This is a genomic window from Deinococcus humi (assembly GCF_014201875.1).
Lineage (GTDB): Bacteria > Deinococcota > Deinococci > Deinococcales > Deinococcaceae > Deinococcus > Deinococcus humi.
This window is the reverse complement of sequence record NZ_JACHFL010000002.1, coordinates 589,051-610,523: the sequence shown is the minus strand read 5'-3', so window position 1 is coordinate 610,523 and position 21,473 is coordinate 589,051. Positions and strand designations below refer to the sequence as shown.

Annotated in this window: 17 protein-coding genes; 11 read left to right on the top strand and 6 right to left on the bottom strand. The window is 63.8% G+C overall.

Features of this window, described 5'->3' with window-relative positions:
• Positions 1 to 21: 21 nt before the first annotated feature.
• Entirely contained in the window at positions 22 to 1,050 is a 1,029-nt protein-coding gene (locus HNQ08_RS06605) for an ABC transporter ATP-binding protein (protein WP_184128735.1), read from the bottom strand.
• Positions 1,051 to 1,198: 148 nt separating this feature from the next.
• Here HNQ08_RS06605 and clpS point away from each other — a divergent pair, with 148 nt between their 5' ends.
• From clpS to HNQ08_RS06580, 5 genes are all read left to right on the top strand, one after another.
• On the top strand, positions 1,199 to 1,528 hold the full coding sequence (gene clpS / locus HNQ08_RS06600; protein WP_184128732.1) for an ATP-dependent Clp protease adapter ClpS: 330 nt from the start codon (positions 1,199 to 1,201) through the stop codon (positions 1,526 to 1,528).
• Positions 1,525 to 3,741, top strand: coding sequence for an AAA family ATPase (locus HNQ08_RS06595; protein ID WP_184128729.1), 2,217 nt, complete (start codon positions 1,525 to 1,527; stop codon positions 3,739 to 3,741). Before clpS ends, HNQ08_RS06595 begins: the two co-directional genes overlap by 4 nt.
• Before the next feature lie 226 nt (positions 3,742 to 3,967).
• On the top strand, positions 3,968 to 4,549 hold the full coding sequence (locus HNQ08_RS06590) for a hypothetical protein (RefSeq protein ID WP_184128726.1): 582 nt from the start codon (positions 3,968 to 3,970) through the stop codon (positions 4,547 to 4,549).
• Between the two features lie 145 nt (positions 4,550 to 4,694).
• A complete protein-coding gene (locus HNQ08_RS06585; RefSeq protein ID WP_229789681.1) occupies positions 4,695 to 5,828 on the top strand; it encodes an LCP family glycopolymer transferase in 1,134 nt (377 codons plus the stop codon).
• Between the two features lie 129 nt (positions 5,829 to 5,957).
• A complete protein-coding gene (locus HNQ08_RS06580; RefSeq protein ID WP_184128723.1) occupies positions 5,958 to 7,580 on the top strand; it encodes an alpha-amylase family glycosyl hydrolase in 1,623 nt (540 codons plus the stop codon).
• Positions 7,581 to 7,664: 84 nt separating this feature from the next.
• Here the strand turns inward: HNQ08_RS06580 and HNQ08_RS06575 are convergent, their stop codons facing one another.
• Entirely contained in the window at positions 7,665 to 8,417 is a 753-nt protein-coding gene (locus HNQ08_RS06575) for a serine/threonine-protein kinase (RefSeq protein ID WP_184128720.1), read from the bottom strand.
• 132 nt (positions 8,418 to 8,549) lie between these two features.
• Between HNQ08_RS06575 and HNQ08_RS06570 the strand changes: the two genes are divergently transcribed.
• Positions 8,550 to 9,353, top strand: coding sequence for a patatin-like phospholipase family protein (locus HNQ08_RS06570; RefSeq protein ID WP_184128716.1), 804 nt, complete (start codon positions 8,550 to 8,552; stop codon positions 9,351 to 9,353).
• Between the two features lie 132 nt (positions 9,354 to 9,485).
• Complete coding sequence (lepB, locus tag HNQ08_RS06565) at positions 9,486 to 10,265, top strand: signal peptidase I (RefSeq protein WP_184128713.1); 780 nt, start codon at positions 9,486 to 9,488, stop codon at positions 10,263 to 10,265.
• A gap of 86 nt (positions 10,266 to 10,351) precedes the next feature.
• Here the strand turns inward: lepB and HNQ08_RS06560 are convergent, their stop codons facing one another.
• Complete coding sequence (locus tag HNQ08_RS06560) at positions 10,352 to 10,813, bottom strand: hypothetical protein (RefSeq protein ID WP_184128710.1); 462 nt, start codon at positions 10,811 to 10,813, stop codon at positions 10,352 to 10,354.
• A gap of 320 nt (positions 10,814 to 11,133) precedes the next feature.
• On the opposite strand from HNQ08_RS06560, the gene metH reads away from it, so the two are divergent.
• The 4 genes from metH (at position 11,134) to HNQ08_RS06540 (ending at position 17,866) form a co-directional block, all read left to right on the top strand.
• Positions 11,134 to 14,934, top strand: coding sequence for a methionine synthase (gene metH, locus HNQ08_RS06555; protein ID WP_184128707.1), 3,801 nt, complete (start codon positions 11,134 to 11,136; stop codon positions 14,932 to 14,934).
• On the top strand, positions 14,931 to 15,671 hold the full coding sequence (locus HNQ08_RS06550; protein WP_184128704.1) for a methylenetetrahydrofolate reductase: 741 nt from the start codon (positions 14,931 to 14,933) through the stop codon (positions 15,669 to 15,671). The genes metH and HNQ08_RS06550 overlap by 4 nt, the downstream gene beginning before the upstream one ends.
• 138 nt (positions 15,672 to 15,809) lie before the next feature.
• The gene (locus tag HNQ08_RS06545; RefSeq protein ID WP_184128701.1) at positions 15,810 to 17,354 is read left to right on the top strand and encodes a catalase; all 1,545 of its coding nucleotides are present in this window, start codon (positions 15,810 to 15,812) and stop codon (positions 17,352 to 17,354) included.
• A gap of 71 nt (positions 17,355 to 17,425) precedes the next feature.
• The gene (locus HNQ08_RS06540; RefSeq protein ID WP_184128699.1) at positions 17,426 to 17,866 is read left to right on the top strand and encodes a Fur family transcriptional regulator; all 441 of its coding nucleotides are present in this window, start codon (positions 17,426 to 17,428) and stop codon (positions 17,864 to 17,866) included.
• A 63-nt stretch (positions 17,867 to 17,929) separates the two neighbouring features.
• Here the strand turns inward: HNQ08_RS06540 and HNQ08_RS06535 are convergent, their stop codons facing one another.
• The 3 genes from HNQ08_RS06535 to HNQ08_RS06525 form a co-directional block, all read right to left on the bottom strand.
• The gene (locus HNQ08_RS06535) at positions 17,930 to 19,228 is read right to left on the bottom strand and encodes a DUF4139 domain-containing protein (protein WP_184128696.1); all 1,299 of its coding nucleotides are present in this window, start codon (positions 19,226 to 19,228) and stop codon (positions 17,930 to 17,932) included.
• Between the two features lie 121 nt (positions 19,229 to 19,349).
• Entirely contained in the window at positions 19,350 to 20,381 is a 1,032-nt protein-coding gene (locus tag HNQ08_RS06530) for an ABC transporter ATP-binding protein (protein ID WP_425321336.1), read from the bottom strand.
• Positions 20,378 to 21,436 carry an ABC transporter ATP-binding protein gene (locus HNQ08_RS06525; protein WP_184128693.1) on the bottom strand — a complete coding sequence of 353 codons (1,059 nt, stop codon included), beginning with the start codon at positions 21,434 to 21,436 and terminating at the stop codon, positions 20,378 to 20,380. The genes HNQ08_RS06530 and HNQ08_RS06525 overlap by 4 nt, the downstream gene beginning before the upstream one ends.
• Between the last annotated feature and the right edge of the window lie 37 nt (positions 21,437 to 21,473).

Genomic DNA, 21,473 nt, shown 5'->3' with positions numbered 1-21,473 from the left:
AGAACAGAGTCTCAAATCTTCTCACCCGCTGACCACCTCCTTGACCTCTCCTGCTTTCTCCCCTCCCCCGAACAGCTCTGCCATCACAGCCTCAATGGGCGGGTCTTCCACGGTCAAGTCCGCCACATCCAGATCGGCCAGGAGTCTGGCGGCGCGGGTACTGACCTCGGCGCGGGGAACGGTCAGCTCGGCGCTCAGGCCGTCGACTTTCACGTCATGACCGTAGTGGGCCAGATGGGCAGCACTCACGGCCTCGCGCAGCTTCAGCTTGACCGTCTTGCCACCCTTGCCCTGCTCGGCCAGCCGCGCCAGATCCCCGTCGAACACGAGCTCCCCTCGGTCGATCACCAGAATGCGCTGTGCCAGAGCCGTCACGTCGGCCATGTAGTGACTGGTCAGGATCACGGTGGCGTCGTAGCGCTCGTTGTAGTCGCGGATAAAGGCCCGGACGGATTCCTGCATGTTCACGTCCAGGCCAATCGTCGGCTCATCCAGAAACAACACACGTGGGCGGTGCAGCAGCGCGGCGGCCAGCTCGCACTTCATGCGCTCGCCCAGGCTCAGCTTGCGGACCTGTTTTTTCAAGATGCCCTCCAGCGAGAGCACCTCCGTGAACTCGCGCATGGTGGCGCGGTACTGGTCGTCGGGAATCTCGTAGATGGCCTGGTTGACCAGAAAGCTGTCCAGCGCGGGCAGGTCCCAGATCAGCTGCTGCTTTTGCCCCATGACCAGGGTGATCTGCTTCAGGAACGCCGTCTCGCGTTTGCGCGGCTCGTAACCCGCGATTCTGGCCATGCCGTCTGAGGGATGCAACAACCCCGAGAGCATCTTGAGCGTTGTGGTCTTGCCCGCCCCGTTCGGCCCCAGGAATCCCACCACCTCGCCGGGCGCAAGCTCGAAAGACACACCCCGCACAGCCTCCACGTACTTCGTCTTGCGGCTCACGAAGCTGCGCAGGCTGCCCATGAACCCCGGCTCCTTCTCGTGGACGGCATACTGTTTTTTCAGGTCGCGGACGTGAACCGAGGCGTCCGGCAATGAATGGGTCATAAGTACAGTCAGAATACGCCGGAAACGGATTTCAAGGCGCGAGTAGGCGAAATGGCGTAACGCAGGCCAGGGCCGAACCTGTCCTCCTGAGCGGCCCACCGTAACCCTTGCCCCGTCATCCATCCGCCGTGCCCGCTACACTCCCCGCATGACGCGCCGTGACGGTGGCCGTGACGAACAAGGCCGCACCCAGACCCTAGAACGCACCACGACCCAGCGTCCCAGGCTGTACCGTGTGCTGCTCCTCAACGACGATTACACCCCGATGGATTTTGTGGTGATGGTGCTGTCCCAGTACTTCCGCAAGGCCCAGGCAGAGGCAGAGATGATCATGTTGGCGGTCCACCACAAGGGCCAGGGGGTGGCCGGAGTCTATACCCGCGACGTGGCCGAGACTAAGGTGGCGCAGGTCACGGCCCACGCCCGCCAGGAGGGCCATCCACTGCGCGTGGTGGCGGAACCGGAGGTAGAGGAATGATCGGCGATCACCTGCAAGTCACCATCGCCCGCGCCGCAGACTACGCGCGGAGCGCGGGACACGAATACGTGACTCTTGAACACCTGCTGCTGGCACTGACGCATGATCCTGAGGGCCGCGAGGCGTTGCTGGCCGTGGGCGCGGACGTGGAGCGCCTGCGCGACGAGCTGGAAGCGCAGCTGGAGGCTCTGGAATCGGTGGAAGACGCCGAGCCGGACTTTACCCTCGGTTTTCACCGCGTGGTGCAGGGCGCGATTCTGCAACTGCACGCCAGCGGCAAGGGCCAGGAGAATGCCGATGGAGCGCGCGTGCTTGTGGAACTGCTGGAGGAGGCCGACTCCCCCGCCCGCGCCGCTCTGGAGGCCCAGGGCGTGACCCGGCTGGACGTGCTGGACTACGTGTCACATGGCAGGACCAAGGTGGAGGGCCGCAGCCGGGAGCGCCGGGTGGCGGGCGTGGAAGAGGGTGCGCCGGAGGCCGAGGCCGAGCAGGACCCGCTGGAGGCGTATACGCAGGACCTGACCGCCGCCGCCAAAGCGGGCGAATTTGACCCTGTGATTGGGCGTGAGGCCGAACTGACGCGCACGGTGCACATCCTGGCGCGGCGCGGCAAGAACAATCCTGTGCTGGTGGGTGAGCCGGGCGTGGGCAAAACCGCTCTGGCCGAGGGACTGGCACAGAGGGTGGCCGACGGCCTGGCCCCCGGCTTTCTGAAGGGCGCGTCGGTGTATGCCCTCGATCTGGGGGCGCTGCTGGCCGGCACCCGCTACCGGGGCGACTTCGAGGCAAGGCTCAAGGCGGTGCTGGCAGCGCTGGACGGCAAGAACAGCGTGCTGTTCATTGACGAGCTGCATACCCTGGTGGGGGCGGGAGCCACCGAGGGCGGCAGCGTGGACGCCGCCAACCTCCTTAAACCCGCGCTGGCCCGCGGTGGATTGCGGGTCCTGGGGGCCACCACGCCCGCCGAACTGCGCCACCTGGAAAAAGACCGGGCGCTGTGGCGACGCTTCCAGACTGTGGAGGTGGCCGAGCCGTCCGAGGTGGACGCACTGGAGATTCTGCGCGGGCTGGCCTCCAAGTACGCCCAGCACCACAGCGTCAGCTATACCCCGGAGGCCCTGGACGCTGCCGTGCGCCTGAGCGTACGCCACCTGCGAGACCGTTTCCTTCCCGACAAGGCCATCGATGTGATTGACGAGGCCGGGGCGGCCCGCAGCAGCGCCGGGACGGGCGGCCAGATCGACGTGACCGACATCGAGGCCACCATCGCCCGGATGGCCCGCGTCCCCGTGGGCGCGGTCAAGTCGGAGGAGGTGCAGTCTCTGGCCACGCTGGAAGCGGATTTGAAGGGACGGGTCTATGGGCAGGACGCAGCGGTGGGGGCCGTTGCCAGCGCTGTCAAACTGGCCCGCGCGGGGCTGCGTGATCCGCAAAAACCGCAGGGGGCGTTCCTGTTCGCCGGACCGACGGGTGTGGGCAAGACCGAGCTGGCCCGCGCGCTGGCAGACCGGCTGGGCATCCACCTCGCCCGCTTCGACATGTCCGAGTATCAGGAGGCCCACACGGTGGCGCGGCTGATTGGGGCACCTCCCGGCTACGTGGGCTTCGATCAGGGTGGCCTCCTCACCGACGCTGTGGCGAAGAATCCTCACGCGGTGCTGCTGCTCGACGAGATCGAGAAGGCGCATCCGGACGTGTACAACATCTTCCTGCAACTGATGGATCACGGCACCCTGACCGATCACGCAGGTAAGCGGGTGGATGGGCGAGGCCTGATCCTGGTCTTTACCACCAACGCCGGGGCCGCCGACGCGAGCCGCCCGGCCCTGGGCTTCGGGCGCGAGGGCCGGGCAGGCGAGGAGGCCGAGGCGATCAAGCGCACCTTCACCCCGGAATTCCGCAACCGCCTGGACGCCGTGCTCTATTTCCGCCCGCTATCGCGCGAGGTAATGGCCGGGATCGTCGACAAGTTCCTGCGCGAGTTGGAAGCACAGTTGGCCGAGCGGGGTGTGACCGTCCGGGTGTCTCCGGAGGCCCGCGCCCGCCTGGCTGAACTGGGCTATGACCCGCAGATGGGAGCCCGCCCACTGGCCCGCGTGATCGAGGAACGCCTCAAGCGCCCGCTGGCCGATGAATTGCTGTTCGGCGCGCTACAGACGGGGGGTGTGGTGACCGTTGGTCTCTCGCAGGGCGAGTTCACCTTCGACACATAACTCGGGATCGTGGAGACTTTGCGACGGCAGCATTGAACTGGAATCAGAAGAGTCGGACTTCAGCTAACGGCCCATCAATTCCGCCTCGCTTCACTGGAACCGACACCCGTTGGGGCGTGCGTTACGACCGCTACGCTGGTCAATTCTTAATGGTCTGTGGGTCAGGGTAAAGGTTAGCTCCAGTTCTTTTCACAAGAGCATGATGCTTCCGTCAGACAATCAAGTTATGAAAAACATCCTGCTTATCCTGTTGACTGGCTCCATGTTGGCCGCCTGCACCCCCAAGAGCGAGACCACCACAACCACAGAGACGACCACCACCGACGCGGCAGTGCCCGACACAACCGTGACCGATACCACCGCCACTGACGCCACCACGACCACGGACGACACGATTGCCACCGACGATACTGCGGTGACCGATGATACGGTTGGCACTGACGACGCTGGAATTGATAACCCCATTGCCGAGGGTGAAGGGGCCACTGATGACGCCGCTGATCCTGGCGTGGACAGCACACTGACCAACGCCGACGACGCCAACGCCAGTGAGGAAACCGACATGGCCGTCGGCGATGGCCTGGAAGGCACCGTCACAGATTTTGATGGCACCGCTCAGACCTTCACGCTCAACGAGAACGACGCCAACTACGCCGTGACAGTCACGCCGGACACTGTTTTCGAGGGCACCGTGACCACTGCCGAGGAGTTCTTCGGCACCGACCGCGCCAATGCCAACGTGGCAGTTGAGGGTGAGGTCGACAGCTCGGCCAACACGCTGACCGCCAACAAGATCACGCTGAACTGAGCCACCGAAGATAAGGGGGCGGACCTGCAGAGGTCCGTCCTTCTCTTTTTTACCTTCTGATTTCGGAGGCTCCCATATCGCGAAACCTGCTGGCTCATCCGAAAGACGCTCGCGGTCCTTACCTCGTAGCCGCTATGCTCGGAGCGTGCGGCGGCGTGTGATCGGTCTGGTGGTTCTGGCGGGTGTGGTGGCGGTGGCGGCTCCTGCCTTTCCTTTTCTGGCGCGGTATGGAACCGTTCCCCGTAAACCCGATGGGCCGGTGACCGTACTGCTGGCGGGCGTGACCCCCAAATACGATGACCGGGCCCCAGTGTGGCCTTGGCCCGCCCGCCCCGAGGATTACAGCGGTCTGACCGACACCATTGTGCTGGCCCAGCTGCGGCCAGACGGCACCACCAACATGCTCAGCATTCCGCGCGACACCTGGGTCAATGTTCCGCAGTACGGCTGGGGCAAGATCAACGGCTCGAATCCCCACGGCGGCCCAGAAACACTGATGGGCGCGGTGCAGAACCTGACAGGCATCAAGGTGGACGCCTACGCCCTGCTGTCGTTGAACGCCATGCGCGCCATGACGGAGGCGGCGGGTGGCGTGACGCTGGACGTGGCCCAGGACATGAAGTATGACGACAACGCAGGCAAGCTGCACATCGACCTCCAGGCGGGCCGCCAGCACCTGACGGGCGAGGAGGCCGAGGGCTACCTGCGCTTTCGCAAGGACAATCTGGGCGACATCGGCCGGGTGGCGCGACAGCAGAACTTCTTGGGCGCGTTGCTGAACAAGGTCAAGAACCCCCTCAACTGGTGGCGCTTGCCCGGGATGGTGGGCGCGGTGGACAGCAATATGAAGAGCAACCTCAGCCGGGAGCAGGTGGCCGGGATCCTCGGGGCGGCCCTGAGCGGCCCCAAGGTCAGCATGCACACCGTTCCCGGAGATTTCGGCGGGGGGGGAACCTGGGTGGCAGATCGCATTGCGCTGGCCCAGCTGGTCGATCAGAACTTCACTGACCCCAACGACCCGCGCCGCCTGAGCATTGCCGTGATCAATACGGCTGCCCCCGCTGGCAGCGCCCGCCGGCTGAAAGACCGCCTGGAGAGCCTGGGATACTTGCAGGTCAGCGTGTCCAACGGCCCGCAGGCCAGCGCCGTGACCACGGTCACCGGACCACAGGCAGACCGGATCCTGCGCGATGTGGGTCACGGTCAAGTGATCCAGGCTCCGGGTGTGCCCGGAGCGGATGTCACAGTGCGGCTGGGCAGCGACACGCCTGCGAACTGACTGCCGGACAGCAAAGCCCATTGAGCTGTGAAGCTCTCGGTTGAGCCCTTCTGAACCTGAGCAACCAATATCCATACCAAATGATCTGAATCGTTTAAGTCATTAATGATTTCCTGCTAGCCTGTACGCATGCGCGATTCAGAGTCAGGCCAGACCCACACGGCAGCACAGGATCTGAAGTGGTGGCAGAGCGGCATCATCTACCAGATCTACCCGCGTTCATTTCAGGACAGTGACGGCGACGGCGTGGGCGATCTGCGCGGCGTCACGGCGCGGCTGCCTTACCTGAAAAGCCTGGGAGTGGAAGCCGCGTGGCTCTCGCCTATTTTCACCTCTCCCATGCGCGACTTCGGCTACGACGTGGCCGACTACTGCGACATCGATCCGCTGTTCGGCAATCTGGCCGACTTCGACGCCCTGGTGAAGGAGGCGCACAGCCTGGGCCTGAAGGTCATGCTGGACTACGTGCCCAACCACACGTCCTCGAATCACGCGTGGTTCCAGGAGGCACTGGCAGGGAAGGACAGCGAGAAACGCGACTGGTACGTGTGGCGCGACCCGGCGCCGGACGGCGCGGTGCCCAACAACTGGAAGTCCTTTTTCGGTGGCCCGGCCTGGACCCTCGACGAGGCCAGCGGGCAATACTACCTGCACCAGTTTCTGCCCAGCCAGCCGGACCTGAACTGGCGCAACCCGGCAGTGCGGGAAGCCATGTTCGACGTCCTGCGCTTCTGGATGCGCCGGGGCGTGGACGGTTTCCGGGTGGACGTCATCTGGCTGCTGGCCGAGGACGAACGCTTTCTGGACGAGCCCATCAACCCTGACTGGAAACCGGGAGATATTGAGCACAACAGCGTTCAACACATCTACACCCAGGATCAGCCGGAGACGCACCAGTACATCCGCGAAATGAGAAGGGTGCTGGATGAATTCGACGACCGCATGATGGTGGGCGAGATCTACCTACCGGTGGATCAGCTGTTGCCGTACGCCGGAACGCCCGACGCCGCCATGGTGCATCTGCCTTTCAACTTTCACCTGATCCTGCGGCCCTGGCAGGCGGGGGCGGTGCGTGCCTTTGCCGACGACTACGACGCCGCCTGCCGCCGACTCGGCACCTGGCCCAACTGGGTGCTGGGCAACCACGATCAACACCGCTTCAAGTCGCGGGTGGGCGCGGCCCAGTACCGTGTGGCCCAGACCCTGCTGCTGACCCTGCGCGGGACCCCCACCGTGTATTACGGCGACGAGATCGGCATGGAAAACGTCCACATTCCCCTGGAGCGCATGGTTGACCCGGCCGGACTTCAGCAGCCCGACTCACCCGCCGCCAGCCGCGATCCGGAGCGCACCCCCATGCAATGGGACGCCTCGCCCAACGCCGGCTTTGCTCCTGCGGGGGCGACGCCGTGGCTGCCTCTGGCCGACGATTTCACAGCCGTGAACGTGCAGGCGCAGGAAGCTGATCCGCATAGCGAGCTGAACTACTTCCGCGCCCTGACGCAGCTGCGGCGGGAGCACCCCGCATTGGTGGGTGGTGACTACCACAGTCTGGACAGCAGTCACGACGATGTGTTCGTCTTCCGTCGCACGCTCGCCAACGAAACGGTTACCGTCCTCCTCAACTTCGGGGCGGGCGAGCATGACATGGGCGCTCTGACGACAGGCCAGCTTCTGCTCAGCTCGCTGAACGACCGCCCCGCCAGCGGCGCGAACCTGCGGCCCAACGAAGCTCGAATCTTGCTGGGTTAGAAGCGGCGGGCCAGAGTCGCCAGGGGGCTTTCTTCCCGCTGGCGGCTTCCTGTATCGGCCGCCAGCGGGTCTCAGACCGCCTGTTCAGAAGTCCAGACTGGACAGCTTCAGAATCCTTTCGCGGACCCAGGCGGCGTCGCCCGGGCGCCGCTGGCGGTCCTGGCGCGTCAGGGTCAGGTACAGCGAACACAACGGATCCGGATGATACGGTGCGGAACCCTTGGGGTCCGGCAGCGAGCCGAAAAGGGCCCAGCCCAGCAGCATGCCCACGCCGTACAGGTCCGCCTCCGGCCCCAGCGGTTCGCCGCGCGCGGCTTCGGGACTCTGGAAGACTGCTGTACCGACACGGGTAGGCACCGGGAAGACCTCCAGCGCTGGGCCGGACAGGTCTAGATCCACCAGTTTGGCGCTGCCGTCGGGCTCCACCACGATGTTGTCCGGTTTGATGTCGCGGTGGACCAGCCCGTGCGAATGCAGGTAGGCCAGGGCGTCAAGAAGATGCGCCAGTGTCAGTAGAAAGGCGCGACGCTCGGTCTGCAAGGCGGGCCGCCGCAGGTAACGCGAGAACAGCACTTCCCCACGGGCCAGGGTACTGATCAGCACCGGACGGCCTTCCAGGGTGTCGCGGCCCAGCACCGAGGCCAGCCGGGGATGCTCCAGCCCACTGGCATGCTCGAATTCGCGTTCGGCAAAGTCGAGCATGTCGGCATGGAAAATCTTGACCGCACAGGGCTGCCCGCCGGCATCCACCGCGAAATAAACCAGGCTGTGGGAGCCCCGGCCGATGGGCCTGATCAACCGCACGCCGTCGCCCACCCTCTGTCCAGCCAGAGCCATTGCCCACACAGTAACGCAACCGGAGCCACCACACTCAATGGGTGGACGTAAAGGACGCTCAACCGCAAGATTCCCCGCTCCCTGGCAGGGCTACAATCACGCCATGAACAGCGGTGGGCACGGAAGACGGATGTGAGTGGGTACGGGCTGGTGCTGGGAGGGGGCGGCGCACGGGGGCTGGCCCACATCGGCGTGTGGCAGGTCCTGGAGGACGCCGGCCTCAGACCCAGCGTGGTGACCGGCACCAGTATGGGTGGGCTGGTGGGCGCTTTCATCGCAGCGGGCTACAGCGGAGCCGAACTGGAGCGCATTTCAGGCACCGTGTCGTGGCGCCGCCTGCTGGACTGGCGGCCCGGCACTGGTCTCTTCAAGATCTCAGCGATGGAAGGCTGGCTGGCCCATCACCTGCCGCCGACCTTCGAGGAACTGCCCACTCCGCTGGCGATCACTGCCACCGACATGTTGACAGGCCGGGGCGTGTACCTGGCGCGCGGCAGCCTGTTCGAGGCAATCCGGGCCACCAGCGCCTATCCGGGCGCACTGGACAGCGTGCCGGTGCGCGACATGCTGCTCTCGGACGGGGGCATTCTGAATCAGGTGCCGGTGGACGCGGCGCTGTTTCTGGGCGTCCGAAAAGTGCTGGCGGTGGACGTAACAGCTCCCGATCCGCTGGAGTTGCACGAGCGGCGCGTGCTGATCTGGAAACGTGAGGCCCATCTGGGGCCGGTGCGGGCGCTGCGCCGCGCCGTGGAGATCATGCAGGCGCAACTGACCGACGCCCGCCTCAGCCTGTACCGGCCTGACATACTGCTGCGCCCGAATCTGGGCAGCATCGACCTGATGAACTTCAATCGCACCGATCAGGCCATCGCCGCAGGCCGGGACGCCGCAAAGGCGGAATTGCCACGCTTGAAGACGCTGCTGGGTGAAGGCTGAGGAACGGGCCGACTCATTGGACTTCTGGCTGTCAACCTATGTTGAGAGGCGCCCAGTGTGGCAGGCTGCTGCGCCCTGTACCGCGGACCGTCAGCCAATCATCCTCATTCAATCCGCTATCCTGCCCGGTGCATGACCAGACTCCAGTCCACCGCCCCCACCACCCTTCAGAAAGTGTGGAAGGATTTCCTAGAACCCATTGTCTTCGCTGTGGTGATCACGCAGTTTGTGGCGACACTGGTGGGCGTGGACGGCGTGAGCATGATGCCCAACCTGCGCGACCGCGAAAGAGTCTTCGTACCCAAGTACGAGACGTGGCTGCACAAGGCGGGCGTGGGCGATTTCAGCCGGGGCGACATCGTGATCTTTAAGCCGCCACGTGAGGCCGCCGACAAGATCGGCAACCTGAACAAGAACTTCTTGGGTCTGTGGAACTATCGCCCGTTCCTGATCAAGCGCGTGATCGGACTGCCCGGTGACAAGATCAGGGTGGAAGGCGGCGAGGTCTTCGTCAACGACGTCAAGCTGGATTCCGGCTGGACCACCGATTACTGGCGGCAGCAGGGCTGCTGGGACGCCCAGAGCGAACTAGCGAACAACGCCACCTCCAGCCGTGCGGGTGTGATGCCCGATCAGGCCGAGATCACGGTGCCCCCCGCACACTATTTCGTGATGGGCGACAACCGCACCGCCAACGGCTCGGAGGACTCACGCCTGTTCGGCCCAGTCCCTAGGCGTGACGTGGCCGGACGCGCCGCCGCCGTGGTCTGGCCGATCATGCGGAAGACCAACGCCAGCTACGACTGCGCCAGCGAACGCGTCGGCGAACTGAGCGGCCCGAACGTGCTGAACTGGCGCGTGCTGAACCGTCCCGAGGCCTTCGATACCCTGAAGAGTGAGTTGGCGAAATAGACGAGGGAAATCAACAAAAGACCTGAGTCTGCCTCATCTAATGGAGCCAGGAGACTTTGTCGTACCAGCTAGCGTCGTAGAAGAGCCTAGAAAAATACTCCACCACGGGGTCTGGGCACGGGTGTGCTTGGCTTTTTATGAGCGACCACTTTGATATAGTGGCCGCTCTTTCCAACAGTCAGATGACCTTGCACGATATATATCTGACCACCGATGATCACTTCCGCTCGCGATTTTCTCGTGGGATTCCCAGCTTTCGATTTCAGCTGCTCGCTGAAAGGAAGCAGGTTGCCTTCGACGCGCAGAAGAGTTTGAATTCCATCAGGGAGTGAGAGCCCAGTCATGGAAAAATCGTAGAACGTATTGCCCGCCTGGCTGAGTCTGCCAGCTATGGCGACTCTCACAGGGCCGTTCAGCCACGACTGATCTATCTTATTTGCTTTAACGAACTCTTCCCCCATTTCATAGAAAATGACTGGCTGTCCACTGGGATGAAAAAACTCAAGCTGGATATTTTGAGGAGCCGTATGGGCAGATTCAGCTTGCACACAGCAATACTACCCAATACATAATCTCTGAGTGTCCAACGCTGACCTGTCCACCCCACCCCCCTTTTGTCCGCTCTGCGCCGCGCTATCCTGACCGCATCGCGCCTTCAAAGCGCGGTCATCCAGAGCGTCCGAGGGTTTTTTCTGCCCGGTGACGACGCGGCAACCGCGCCCCCATAGCGGCCACGGTGCCTTTCAGAAAAGCCTCCTGCTGGGGTGCGCCGACGATGGCGCGGGCGGGAAGCGATGGCCGGAAGCAAGCGCATGGCGCAGAGAAATTCTCAGGCCGTATAGACGGTCTGTTTTGCCAGAGGTGGACAATGGACAGAGACATTCGCGCTGCGGCGCGTGAACGCATTCTGGTGCTGGACGGCGCGTGGGGCACCATGCTTCAACGGGCCAATCTGAACGAGGCCGATTTTCGGTTCGACGGGGCCGATCCGCTGCAGATGTACCGGGGCAATTTCGATCTGCTGCAACTGACCCGTCCGGACGTGATCCGCGACGTTCACCGCGCGTACTTCGAGGCAGGTGCGGACATCGCCAGCACAAACACCTTCAACAGCACCACCATTTCTCAGGCGGATTACGGGACAGAGGCTCTGGCCCGCGCCATGAACGAGGTAGGCGCACGGCTGGCCCGTGAGGTAGCCGATGAGTTCGAGGCCGCCGACGGCAGGCCACGCTGGGTGGCCGGAGCCATCGGACCGACCAACCGCACCGCAACCCTCTCTCCCGACGTGGAGAGGCCGGAATTCCGCAACGTGACCTTCGACGACTTGGTGGAAGCCTACGCCGCCGCCGCGGAGGGGCTGATCGCGGGCGGGGCCGATCTGCTGCTGCTGGAAACGGTGTTCGATACCCTGAACGCCAAGGCTGCGCTGTTCGCCTGTGAAGAGGCCTTTGCGCGCACTGGCAAGACGCTGCCGGTGATGCTTTCAGGGACCATTACCGACGCTTCCGGGCGCACGCTGAGCGGGCAGACCCCGGAAGCCTTCGCCATCAGCACGGCGCACGCCAATCTGTTCAGTCTGGGCCTGAACTGCGCTCTGGGGGCAGACCTGCTGCGCCCTCATCTGCGCTCGATCGCGGCGAACACCGAAACACTGGTCTCGGTCCATCCGAACGCGGGCCTGCCCAATGCCTTCGGCGAGTACGACGAGACCCCCGAACACACGGCGTCCATCCTGGCTGACTTCGCCCGCGAGGGCTTGGTCAACATCGTGGGTGGCTGCTGCGGCACCACGCCAGAGCACATTCGCGCCATTGCCAACGAGGTGGCGAACATCTCGCCCCGCAGTGCGCCGAAGTTGACGCCCCACCTGCGCCTGAGCGGCCTGGAAGCGCTCACGGTCACACCCGAGCTGAACTTCATCAACGTGGGCGAGCGCACCAACGTGACGGGCAGCCCACGCTTCAGCAAGGCCATTCTGGCCGGCGACTTCGAGACTGGTCTCAAGATCGCGCGGCAGCAGGTGGAGAACGGCGCGCAGATCGTGGACATCAACTTCGACGAGGGCATGCTGGACGGCGAGGCCGCGATGGTCAAATTCCTGAACCTGCTGGCCGGGGAACCGGACATCAGCCGTGTGCCGCTGATGCTGGACTCGTCCAAATGGGAGATCCTGGAAGCGGGCCTCAAGCGGGTGCAGGGCAAGTGCGTGGTCAACAGCATTTCCCTTAAGGACGGCGAAGCCAGGTTTCTGGAACGGGCGCGGCTGCTGCGGCGTTACGGAGCCGCCGCCGTGGTGATGGCCTTCGACGAGCAGGGGCAGGCCGACAACCTGGAACGCCGCAAGGAGATCACCTCCCGGGCCTACAGATTGCTGACCGAACAGGCCGATTTTCCGCCGCACGACATCATCTTCGATCCCAACGTGCTGACCGTGGCGACCGGGATCGAGGAGCATGACCGCTACGCGCTGGACTTCATCGAGGCGACGCGCTGGATCAAGGCTAACCTGCCTGGGGCGCTGGTGTCCGGGGGAATCAGCAACGTGTCCTTTTCCTTCCGGGGCAACAATCATGTGCGTGAGGCGATGCACTCGGTCTTCCTGTACCACGCCATTCGTGCCGGGCTGGACATGGGCATCGTGAATGCGGGGATGCTGGCCGTCTACGAGGACATCGAACCCGGGTTGCGCGAGGCGGTGGAGGACGTGATTCTGGTGCGCACACCCGCTTCAGGTGAACTCAGCGCCACCGAGAACCTGCTGGCCCTGGCCGAGAGCTACAAGGGCGTCAAGCGCGAGGCCGCCGCCCAGAGCGAATGGCGTGAGCGCCCGGTGGCCGAACGCCTGAAGCATGCGCTGATCTCGGGCATGACCGACTTTGTGGTGGAGGACGCGGAAGAGGCGTACCGCGAGCTGGGTTCGCCGCTCAAGGTGATCGAGGGGCCGCTGATGGACGGCATGAACGTCGTGGGCGACCTGTTTGGGGCCGGAAAGATGTTCCTGCCGCAGGTGGTCAAGTCCGCCCGCGTCATGAAGCGCGCCGTGGCCCACCTGACCCCATACATGGAGGCCGAGAAGCAGGAGGCCGGGGGCAAGGGCAAGGTGCTGCTGGCAACGGTCAAGGGCGACGTCCACGATATCGGCAAGAACATCGTGGGCGTGGTGCTGGCCTGCAACGGCTACCAAGTGACGGATCTGGGCGTCATGGTGCCCACTGAGAAGATTCTGGACGAGGCCGCCCGCCTGGGAGTGGATGTGATCGGCCTGAGCGGCCTGATCACCCCCAGCCTGGACGAGATGGTGGGCGTGGCCCGCGAGATGACGCGGCGGGGCGGCACGCTGCCACTGTTGATCGGCGGGGCCACCACCAGCCGGGCGCACACGGCGGTCAAGATCGACCCGGCCTACGCTGGGCTGGTGGTCCATGTGCTGGACGCCAGCCGCGCGGTGACCACCACCGCCGACATCCTGGCCGATCCGACGGGGGTGCAAGAACGCATCAGGGCCGAATACGACGCCCTACGCGAACGTCACGGCAAGCGTGAGGTCCGGCTGATTCCGCTTGAAACCGCCCGCCAGCGTGCCCACCGCCTCTCCCCCGCCCTGCCACCCGCGCCGCGCGAACCCGGCCGTCAGATCATCGAGCAGCCGCTGGTGGGCCTGCTGGATTACATCGACTGGACGCCTTTTTTCATCGCCTGGGAGATGAAGGGCATCTATCCCAACATCCTGACCGACCCGCTGCGCGGCGAGCAGGCCCGCACGCTGTTTAACGACGCGCAGGCCCTGCTGCGCCGCGTGATCGACGAAGGGTTGCTGACAGCCAGAGGAGTGATTGGGCTGTGGCCAGCCGAACGGCGCGGGGACGACATCGTGGTGGGCACGGGAACGCACGGTATCGGCCTGCAGGACACGCTGGATCACCAGACCCACGAGATCGCGGCGGGGCGCGAAACGCTGCCAGAGGTAGCCGTGCTGCACACCCTGCGCCAGCAGCGCGACCAGGCCACCCCGAACGGGGCGCTGGCCGACTTCATCGCCTACCGCGGCGATCACATCGGGGCCTTTGCTGTCGCCATTCACGGTGCCGAGGAACTGGCCCGCGCCTTTGAGGCCGAACACGACGACTACAACGCCATTCTGATCAAGGCGCTGGCGGACCGGCTGGCCGAGGCCTTCGCGGAAAAACTGCACCGCGACGTGCGGGTCAACCACTGGGGTTACGCGCCGGACGAGGCGCTGGACAACAACGACCTGATCCGCGAGCGCTATGACGGTATCCGTCCCGCGCCGGGCTACCCATCCCAGCCAGATCACACCGAGAAACGCACCCTGTTCTCGCTGCTGGGGGCCGGAGACATTGGTCTGGAACTGACCGAATCCTGCGCCATGACCCCTGCCGCCGCCGTCTCGGGCCTGTATTTTGCCCATCCGGAAGCGCGGTATCTGGCCGTGGGCCGCATTGACCGGGATCAGGTGGAGGATTACGCTGCCAGAAAAGGCTGGAGCCTGGAGGAGGCCGAGCGCTGGCTGGGGCCATTGCTGGCCTATGACCCGGCAGAGCGGGCTGAAGCCCCCAACGCCGATGAGTCCGGCGGCAGGAGTGCCGAGCCCCCCAGACCTTCAGAGCCTCAGCCCTTCAGTCGCATCGCCGGCGGCCCGCAGTGACCCGCATCTCCATCGAGCTTGTCCCCCGCTCGCGCTCGGGGTTGAGGGCCGAACTGATGGCGGTGGCCGAACATCTGCCGGGCGCGGACACCATCAACATTCCCGACTTTCCGCGCTTCACCACACGCTCGTGGCATGGCTGCGCCTTTGCCCGTCCGCGTTACCGCGCCATTCCGCACATCCGGGCGGTGGACCTGAATCCCCGTGCACCGCTGGAGATGGCCGCGCACCTGCACGAACATGGGATCGACGAGGTCATCGTGATCACCGGGGACGCGCCCAGCGATATGAATGCGAAGGTCTACAACGTGGATGCCGAGGCCGCCATCCGACGTATTCGCCGCGAGCTTCCTCACCTCAAGGTCTACGCGGGCCTGGACCCCTACCGCCAGTCGCTGGCCCGCGAGCAGGATTATCTGGAGCGCAAGCTGGAGGCCGGGGCCTGTGGGTTTTTTACCCAGCCCTTCTTCGACCTGCGCCTGATGGACGCCTACGCCGATCTGCTGCCAGAAGGCGCCGAGGTCTGGTGGGGGGCCACCTCCGTGACCTCCGAGGGTTCGCTGGGGTACTGGCGCACCCGCAACCATGCCGTCTTCCCCAGGCAGTTCCAGCCCACTATGGAATGGAATCGCCGCTTTGCTGCAGACCTGCTGACCTTTGCCCGTGAGCGCGGCCAGCACGCCTATTTCATGCCGATCAAGGCAGACGTCAGGGAATACCTGGGGGGCATCGTTTAAGAGCGTTCACCATTTGTGGTGGACATCTTAATTCATAATCATTATGGTTACGGGGACTGGGCCAGCTTTCCGCGCCCGGCTTTTCCCTATTCGGGTGGAACGCGTCTACCGAGTGCGCCGACTGCCGAGGAGTTTCCCATGATCGAGCCGAAAGACAGCAAGCAGCAGGACGGCAACGCACAGACCCTGACCACCCGTCAGGGCCACCCCGTCAGCAACAACCAGAACCAGCGTACCGTGGGCACGCGTGGTCCTGCCACACTGGAGAACTACCAGTTCCTGGAGAAGATCAGCCACTTTGACCGCGAACGCATCCCCGAGCGCGTGGTGCATGCGCGCGGCGCGGGCGCGCATGGCGTTTTCAAGGCGTACGGCAAGGTGGGCGATGAGAGCATCAGCAAGTACACCCGCGCCAAGCTGTTTCAGACCGAGGGCAAGGAAACGCCGGTGTTTGTGCGCTTCTCCACGGTGATCCACTCGGGCCACTCGCCCGAGACGCTCCGTGACCCGCGCGGCTTCGCCGTCAAGTTCTACACCGAGGACGGCAACTGGGACCTGGTGGGGAACAACCTCAAGGTGTTCTTTATCCGGGACGCAATCAAGTTCCCAGATGTGATCCACTCCCTCAAACCAGATCCTGTTACCAACCGCCAGGACGGGGGGCGCATCTTCGACTTCATGAGCAACACCCCCGAAGCCATGCACATGCTGACGTGGCTGTTCTCGCCCTGGGGTATTCCCGCCAACTACCGCCAGATGCAAGGCAGCGGCGTCAACACCTACAAGTGGGTCAACGACAAGGGCGAGGGTACCCTGGTCAAGTACCACTTTGAACCCCTGCAGGGCGTTAAAAACCTGACTCAGCCAGAAGCTGAGGAGATCCAGGCCAAGAACATCAACCACGCCACCCAGGATCTGTACGAGGCCATCGAGCGCGGTGACTTCCCCCAGTGGGAAATGCGCGTGCAGTTGATGAGCGACGGCGAGCACCCCGAACTGGACTTCGACCCGCTGGACGACACCAAGATCTGGCCCGAGGACCAGTTCCCGATGATGCCGGTGGGCGTGATGACCCTGAACCGCAACCCGGAGAACTACTTCGCAGAGGTGGAGCAGGCCGCTTTTGGCACCGGTGTGCTGGTGGACGGCCTGGACTTCAGCGACGACAAGATGCTGGTAGGCCGCACTTTCTCGTACTCCGATACCCAGCGCTACCGCGTTGGCCCCAACTACCTGCAGTTGCCGATCAACTCGCCGCGCGCCGCGGTAGCAACCAACCAGCGTGACGGCCAGATGACCTACCACGTGGACGCCGTTCCCGGTCAGAATCCGCACGTCAACTACGAGCCGTCCAGCATGAATGGCCCCAAGGAAGCGCCGCGCAACCTGCCCGAGCACAGCCCGCATGTTGAGGGCCGCGTGCAGCGGGCCAGCATTGAGCGCACCAATGACTTCAAGCAGGCGGGGGAACGCTACCGCGCCCACGATGAGCGTGAACGTGACGACCTGATCAACAACCTGGTGGCTAATATCTCGGCAGCCATTCCCGAGGTCCAGGCCCGTATGGTGGAACTGTTCACCAAATGCGATCCCGACTATGGCCGCCGTGTGAATGAGGGCCTGAGGGCGGCGCGTCAGGCGAAGGAAAAGCAGGAAGGCCAGCGCGAACCCCAAACGGTTTAACGCCAGTTGGCGGCCGAAGACTGGTGTGACACTGCGCAGGCTAATGTTTCCATCCATGATAACGGTGCGCCATGACCCTCTCTGAATTGCAGCGGCATCTGGAGCGGCGGGGCCTGCGAACCACCCAGCCCCGCCTGCGGTTGCTGCAATTCTTCGCGCAGACCAACGGTCATTTCACACCTGAGGAAATTGCAGAGCGTTTCCGTCTGGCCGGGGAACCTATCCCCATTGCCACGCTGTACCAGAACCTGCGGGTGTTCAGCGAGCATGGCCTGGTCGGCGAGGTGATCGGCGGGGGCGGTGAGGTGCGTTACGACACCAATCTCACCCCGCACTCTCACCTGCGGTGCAACGGGTGCGGCACCCTGCTGGACGTTGCCCTCAGTCTCCCGGACCTGCATCTGCAGGGCCAGGGTCACGACTGGCAGATCACCGGGGCCAGGGTGGAGTTGCAGGGCCTTTGTCCGGCGTGTCAGCTCGGGCCCCCTTTCCTGCCGACACCGACTCTGTAATCAGTTCAGCAGAAGACCGCCGCCAGAGCATTTGCGCTCTGGCGGCGGCTGTGTTCTTCCGTCCTACGAGTTGTCCACCACCACTGTGAAGCTCCGGCTGACCTTGCCCTTGGCGGGCACATCCACCTTCAGGCTTGCGACGCCACCGTTTCTGGTGGGAGCGGCGCTGTCGATGATGATGATGCGTCCGCCCACACGCTCGGTGATCTCTGCGCGGACACTGCGCTCTTTACTACTCTCGAAGGCGTAGGTGACCTTGTAAGTCGTCTTGACGACCTCGCCTTTGGTGTTCTTGGTCTGGTTGACCGTCTGCACGGTGCGGGTGTATTCCACGTCTGGATCATCACCCAGGCTAAAGTCCACTGTGCCACCCTCCCGCGTCTCGTCCAGACGGGTCTGCCCCACCAGGCGCCCTTCCTCGCGCACGGTGATCGGGCCGGCGGGCAGACGGGCATCGGCCTTGAAGCGGTACGAGCGGTCCAGGGTTCCGGTCCGGGTGGCGATGTCGAAGAAGGTGTTCAGTCCCACGTAGCGCTCAAAACTGGTCAACTTGGGCGTCAGGAACGGCAGGGTCACGACACTGTTGGCCGGCAGCGTGAACGGTGTGGACAGCGCGTAGCGGTACAGGCCGCGCAGCTCAGCGCCGTCGCCGATCTTGGGGGCCGGGGCGGCCACGGGAGCCGGGGCAGCCCGCATCACCATATCCGCCGCCTCGTAGTTGGCCTGCGCCTGCGGGTTGGCCTGCACGTTCACGTCGCCGGAATACAGTTCGGTGTCCTTCACGTCGTAAGGCAGCTCAGTGGTGTTGCGGATATCGGCTAGGGCAGAAAGCTGAGCGCCAGCATTGCTGGCCTTCAGCGTGTAGCGCGGTGACCAGCCCACACTGCGGGTTAGGTAGACCAGCGTGCCGCTCCCCGCTTTGGGCAGGGTGTAGCTGAGCGTCTGTGAGGGGCTGAGCGGATTGGTGGGCGGCGGCGTGTCGAAGCGCAACTGCTCATAGCGCACGTTAAAATACCGCCCAGCCGCGTCCTTGACCAGCAAGTCACGGGCACGAATCAGGGTCACGGGTTCGGTCTTTTCACTGTTCCCGTCACCCTGCATCAGGAAGACCGTCTTACCCTCCAGCCCACTGAGCCAGTTGGCCTCCAGCTTCTGCACGGCGCCGTTAAAGACGAGCCCTTCCAGATCCAGCGAACCGGCCAGCACGTTTTCCCAGGCCTGCTGGGGCAACGAAACATTCAGGGTATTGCCCGTACTGGTAACAGGCTGACGCACTTCAGCAAACGAGGGGTAAATCCGCAGATCGGTGGCATTGGCTGCGCCGAGGGTCAAAGCAGCGACCATCATTAAGATTCTTTGCATGGCCCTATGGTGGCCGATGCCACTTTATGAGATGTGAGAGGGTCAGTCAGATGGAAGTTAGAAAAGCCCGCCCCAGACAGGGAGGCGGACTTCAGATGGTGAAACGCTTGAGTCGACTGGCTTAAAGAATGTCGTCCCGAATGCAGGCCTTGAAATGCTGTGGCGCAACCTCGCGTAATTCGGGGACCACCTTGGCGCAGTCGTCAAGGGCGTAACGGCAGCGCGTGCGGAACACACAGCCTGAGGGCGGGTTGATCGGGCTGGGAATGTCGCCTTCCAGGATGATGCGCTGCCTCTTGATCGTGGGATCGGGCACTGGGGCTGCAGACAGCAGCGCTTCGGTGTACGGATGCTTGGGGTTGTTGTTTAGCTCGTGGCTGGGCGCGATTTCCATGATGCGGCCCAGGTACATCACGATGATGCGGTCGCAGATGTACTCCACCACGGCCAGATCGTGCGCGATGAACAGCACAGTCAGGCCCAGTTCTTCTTGCAGGTCCTGCAGCAGGTTCACCACCTGCGCCTGAATGGAGACGTCCAGTGCGGAGACCGGCTCATCGGCCACGATGAACAGAGGGTCGACGGCCAGGGCGCGGGCGATGCCGATACGCTGACGCTGTCCACCAGAGAACTCGTGCGGATAACGGCGCATGTGCTCGGGGCGCAGGCCCACCTTCTGCAGCAGTTCCGCGATGCGGTCAATGCGGCCCTTGCCCGGATTCAGGTTATGAATCTGCATGGCCTCACCGATGATGTCCGAGACCGTCATACGCGGGTTGAGCGACGCGAAAGGATCCTGGAAGATGATCTGCATCTCGCGGCGGTAGTCGCGCATCTGTCCCTTGGACAGCTTGGTCACGTCTGTGCCGTTGAAGATCACCTCACCGCCGGTGGGTTCGATCAGGCGCAGGATGGCGCGGCCCGCCGTGGTCTTGCCGGAGCCGGATTCGCCCACCAGCCCCACCACTTCCCCGCGTCCCAGCTTGAAGCTGATGTCGTTGACCGCCTTGACGTTGCCCACCACGCGCGACAGCAAGCCCCCACGAATCGGGAAGTATTTTTCCAGGTTACGCACTTCCAGCAGCGTGTCACCCTTCTGCGTCATGCCGCGCGAATCGGCGGCGGACGTCCTGGCAATAACAGGAGCGGTCATGCCGTCGCCCCCTGATCAACCTTGGCGAACTCCCGCCAGCGAATGCAACGGGCCGTGTGGCCGCCTCCGGTGTCTTCCAGCGCGGGAACCGCCTTGGAGCAGTCGGGAATGGCGAACTTACAGCGCGGCTCGAAGGCGCAGCCGGGCGGCAGGTTCAGCGGGTTGGGCACGTTGCCGGGGATGGCTTCCAGACGGGCGCGCGGCGTGCCAGGCACATGCGCGTCCACACCAGGGCGGGGAATCGAGTTCAGCAGACCCATGGTGTACGGATGACGCGGAGCCTTGAAGATCTCGATCACGTCGCCTTCCTCGACCACACGCCCGCCGTACATGACCACGACGCGGTCGGCCATCTCGGCCACCACACCCAGGTTGTGGGTGATGAACAGGATGCTCATCCCGATGTCTTTTTGCAGCTTGCGCATCAGGTCCAGAATCTGGGCCTGGATGGTCACGTCGAGCGCGGTGGTCGGCTCGTCGGCAATCAGCAGGGCCGGGTTGCAGCTCAGGGCCATGGCGATCATCACGCGCTGGCGCATCCCGCCGGACATCTGGTGCGGGTACTCGTTGACGCGCTTTTCCGGAGCGGGAATGCCCACGAAACGCAGCATATCGGTGGCTACGCCCATCGCGTCCTTGCGGTTCTTGTCCTGGTGCAGCATGACGGCCTCGGCGATCTGGTCGCCTACGGTGTACACCGGGTTCAGGCTGGTCATGGGTTCCTGAAAGATCATGGAGATATCGTTGCCGCGAATCTTGCGCATCTCGGCTTCCGACATCTTCACGATGTCCTGCGGTTTACCGTCACGGCCTGAGAACAGGATTTCGCCGCCTGCAATTTCGCCCGGCGGCATCGGGATCAGGCGCATGATGCTCAGGCTGGTGACGCTCTTGCCCGAGCCGGATTCACCCACCACACCCAGGGTTTCGCCCTTGTTGATGTGGAAAGTCACTCCGTCCACGCTCTTGACGACGCCGTCATCGGTGTTGAAATAGGTTTTCAGGCCGTTCACGGCCAGCAGCACATCCGCATGATCGGTGGCGTGGTCGGTCATTGTTCCTCCATTGTTCGCACGTCATGCATCATACATG